This window comes from Aequorivita aurantiaca (genome assembly GCF_030410135.1).
GTDB lineage: Bacteria > Bacteroidota > Bacteroidia > Flavobacteriales > Flavobacteriaceae > Aequorivita > Aequorivita aurantiaca.
The window spans coordinates 1-3,693 of record NZ_JAUGQQ010000023.1 but is presented as its reverse complement, the minus strand read 5'-3'; the positions used below and the strand labels follow the sequence as shown (position 1 = coordinate 3,693).

At 30.0% G+C, this 3,693-nt stretch carries 5 protein-coding genes; 2 read left to right on the top strand and 3 right to left on the bottom strand.

What is annotated here, in order from left to right:
* The first annotated feature begins 117 nt into the window (after window positions 1-117).
* Window positions 118-1,335 carry a hypothetical protein gene (locus tag QRD02_RS14150; protein WP_290255613.1) on the top strand — a complete coding sequence of 406 codons (1,218 nt, stop codon included), beginning with the start codon at window positions 118-120 and terminating at the stop codon, window positions 1,333-1,335.
* A 436-nt stretch (window positions 1,336-1,771) separates the two neighbouring features.
* Complete coding sequence (locus QRD02_RS14145) at window positions 1,772-2,293, top strand: hypothetical protein (RefSeq protein ID WP_290255612.1); 522 nt, start codon at window positions 1,772-1,774, stop codon at window positions 2,291-2,293.
* Window positions 2,294-2,446: 153 nt separating this feature from the next.
* On the opposite strand, the gene QRD02_RS14140 is transcribed toward QRD02_RS14145, so the two are convergent.
* The 3 genes from QRD02_RS14140 to QRD02_RS14130 are packed head-to-tail and all read right to left on the bottom strand — an operon-like array spanning window position 2,447 to window position 3,380.
* A complete protein-coding gene (locus tag QRD02_RS14140) occupies window positions 2,447-2,776 on the bottom strand; it encodes a type II toxin-antitoxin system PemK/MazF family toxin (protein WP_290255611.1) in 330 nt (109 codons plus the stop codon).
* Entirely contained in the window at window positions 2,777-3,046 is a 270-nt protein-coding gene (locus QRD02_RS14135) for a hypothetical protein (protein ID WP_290255610.1), read from the bottom strand.
* A gap of 7 nt (window positions 3,047-3,053) precedes the next feature.
* On the bottom strand, window positions 3,054-3,380 hold the full coding sequence (locus QRD02_RS14130; protein WP_290255609.1) for a hypothetical protein: 327 nt from the start codon (window positions 3,378-3,380) through the stop codon (window positions 3,054-3,056).
* Window positions 3,381-3,693: the final 313 nt, after the last annotated feature.

Here is a 3,693-nt window from a genome sequence, read left to right as displayed (position 1 = left end):
GTGCCCATTTGGAAAATCTACGGATTTTGCAAAGTTAGTTTATATTTGGAGAGGTTCGTGCCAAAACACGCCACAGCTCATATACATAAACGTTAGGCAATATTTCAAAAAACAATTATGAGGAACAATATAATAATATTTCTTTTGGCTCTTTTCACAAATTGTAGTACAGTTAAAATAAAAGATATTAATTCTTCAGAAAGATCCATTTATGAAACCACAGATTTTTACGAGCTTCAAGGAAACGTGAAGAATTTTGAAATGGTTTCTTATTTTTCAACAGGTTTAGTTGACACAAAACAAATAGTAGAAAAAGGTTTAAGTATTGATTTATCAGATACTGTTGCATTTCAGAAGCTAAAGAATAACGATTATAATCAATCTGATATAAAAAAACCTAACTATAATGTTTATCCTGTAAGAAAAATTTCATTTGATAAATCGGGAAAAATCATCAAGAAAAAGGAATATACTCTCCACGTGGATATAGACAAGCAAAAATTTCAACGTGAGGACAATTATGTTACTGTAACTGATTATTCTTATAAAAAAGGATTGTTGGAAAAAACAATCACGAGTACAAAAAAATTGTTCAATGTGGCAATTATCTCTTGGGTTAACGGTTTTAAATCTTGGCTATTAGCATATGAAGAAGCAGATAAGTTACTTAGTACAACAAGTAGAATATATAACTATGACTCCAAAAGCAGACAAGTTAAAGCTCAAGATTATAATTCAAAAAATGAAACAATATTTAGAATTGAATCAAAACTTGGCAAAAAAGATACAATCAATGAAATAATGTATAATGCACAAAATGACACATTGCTCATTTCAAAGAGTATATCATTCATAAAAGATGAATTTAAAGAAAAAAAATATAGAACATTTTTAAAAATTGACGAGACCCCAGAATATAAAAAAATAACAGAAAAATTATACGACAGAAATTATAATTTGACCATATGGGAAGAAACAATTTTTAAAACTTCGGACTCCACTAAATTGAAACAAACAATCAATAGCTATGTAGCAGGAAATAATGAGGACTTAATACTGGAAACAGTTCAAATAATTAAATTCAAACAAGGTGTAGAATATTATAGAGAACTCCAAAAATTTTTTCCAAATGGTTTGGTTCAATCCATTAAGTCATTTCAAGCACCATTAATTTTTCCTAAATATGCATCCAAGGAAGAATATTTAAATGCTTACAAAGATGAAACATACAAATATGAATATGACACTCAGGGAAATTGGATAAAGGCATATAAAATAGATAATAGTGGAAATAAATTACCAAATATATTTATTAGAAATATTGAATATTATTAGATTAAAAACATTGCCTAACAATGGCTATAAGTAATTGCTTTTATCGGCTTTCTTCCGAAAAACCTATCGGATTTTCAAAGGGAGTTTTGTATTTTAAAAAGTCTGAGTTAAACCCACGCAACTACTCATAGCCAAACCGTTGTAACCAATTTGAGAAAAACCAAGTGAACCAACTTTTTAATATAATAATAAAACAAATAATTGTTGGCTACATTGGAGCTTCTCTATTATTGATTTACTACAAATTAAAAGGAAGGAAAATAACATATGACCAAATTCTTAATGAAATTGACTCAAGTGGAGTTAAAAAACACTATTATAAAGCCTTTTATTTAGGAGTTGGATTTTTAATTATAACAGTAATTGTAATATCAACAATGGCTGGACTAAATCCAAAGATTTATAACACCAACAAGTAGTTGTAACCAATTTGAAAATGACCCTTCTAACCATTGTAATTATCGGAATTTTAGTATTAGCAGGAATTGCATTTTGGTCATCTAATGCTGAAAAAAGCACGAATGAATTTCAAGCTGATTTAAATTTGTCTGCAACTGAATTTGAGCAACGTTTCGGAGAAATAAAAATAAATGGCGGAACTCTGCGGTTTTGGGGAAATTGGTTTGGAAAACCTATGGACAATTATCACGAAATTAAAAACGTGGAATTTGATAACGGAAAAAACATTCTCACCTTGAATTTAAGCGAAGACGAAAAATTAAAAATTTGGAATCCATCGAATTTAGAAATCGGAAGAAAGGAATTGCAGATTAGAAACGCTGACAAAATATTATTTGAATGGCATCTCTACGGAGAAAGTAGAACAGAAGAAAATTTAAGATTTGAATCTTATAAAAACAACGGAATTAATATTGAGTTTGCGACTGATTTTATGACTGATAAGCGAAAAACGGAATGTTATAAATCGGAACCAGCTTTATCAATAATTGGATATTAAAAAACTGGTTACAACACCGTGTATAAACCATTGCTGGGTCTGTGCTCATATGGAAAATTCCTGCGGAATTTTCGCGTAGATTTGTACTTGGAATGGTTCGGGCAATCACACGCAACGGTCCATACACAACAACGTTGGCGTTCATTTGAGCAACTAGAACAAACTGAATATCTTACTTTTTAATTCAGTAATTCCTTCATCGTTTAATTTAGAAATCTTTTTAAAGATTGTAGTTTTTTCTATAATAAATATTTTGTGACACCGAACCTGACTTGCAAGATTTAAAGAACAACTCAATTTTTCCGTATCTAAAACATAAGTAAATAAATCTTTTCTAGGCTTAGAAGTAATTTGAGCCAGAATAACGTCTTGGGTCTTATTTACAATAGAATTAGAAACTACTATTGCTGGACGTGGCTTTGAAGTAGTTCCCATTGTAAATGGAAAAGGAACTAGTACGATATCTCCCTGATCATAACTCATCTACAAAAAAGACTCCCAATGTTCATCACTCTCGTCATTCCAATCTTCAGCTAAACTAGATTGAGCTAAATTCATAGCGTGTTGCGTAAGCTCTGATGAAGATTCCTCTTCACTGCTTTTGTCAATTTGAATTGTAATTTCTGATTCGATAGGATGAATAATTGAACTAATAGTTTCTGAATAACTAATTAAAGACAAACTAGCAAATCCTACAGCAAGATATAAACCTCTTCTGTCCTCAGAATAAGTTGTACTATTGATATTATACATTATGTTTTTATTTAGTTAATTTTTCGTATTCCTTAATTTTTTCATTCATCAAATCTCTAATACTTTTACAAGTATTGATATCCATATGAACTCCAAAATCATACTCCCTAACTATTCCACTTTTAGAATCATCCGTAATCCCGACTAATTTCCCTAAACGACCGTCGTCTTCTAATTCAAAAATAGTTCCTTTAGGTATTACATTCCTATGACTATAAAAGTTTATATTAATTAATCCAGAGGGAGTAATTCCAGCACTAGCACCATCTGAATGAATCTGACGATACTGATTGCTTTTTAAATTATGTATTGTAATTTGTTTTTTTTCTTCCATTTTAAATGGGTGCAAATGTAGTTCATTTTCGGATAACATACAAAGCGTTAAAAATAAAGATATTTATTAAGTTAAATATATAAATTTAAAAACGAAACGCCAACACCGTATATAAAAAATAGCTAGGTCCGTTCTTAATTTTATTTGTACCGCTTGTTTAATAAGTTTATTTTAGTCGGGAAAGCCTGTCTTTACTTACACGCTACTTTTCATATACATAAACGTTACCTACAATTTGAACCAGGCTTATTACCGCAACCGTAATCTGATTTCCACTCAACAATAAAAAAATGTTTCTGATTTACAGCATCAT

Excerpts from the sequence above, each read along its gene's own strand:
- QRD02_RS14140 (WP_290255611.1), bottom strand. The coding sequence starts at position 2,776 with ATGAGTTATGATCAGGGAGATATCGTACTAGTTCCTTTTCCATTTACA.
- QRD02_RS14135 (WP_290255610.1), bottom strand. The coding sequence starts at position 3,046 with ATGTATAATATCAATAGTACAACTTATTCTGAGGACAGAAGAGGTTTA.
- QRD02_RS14145 (WP_290255612.1), top strand. The coding sequence starts at position 1,772 with ATGACCCTTCTAACCATTGTAATTATCGGAATTTTAGTATTAGCAGGA.
- QRD02_RS14130 (WP_290255609.1), bottom strand. The coding sequence starts at position 3,380 with ATGGAAGAAAAAAAACAAATTACAATACATAATTTAAAAAGCAATCAG.
- QRD02_RS14150 (WP_290255613.1), top strand. The coding sequence starts at position 118 with ATGAGGAACAATATAATAATATTTCTTTTGGCTCTTTTCACAAATTGT.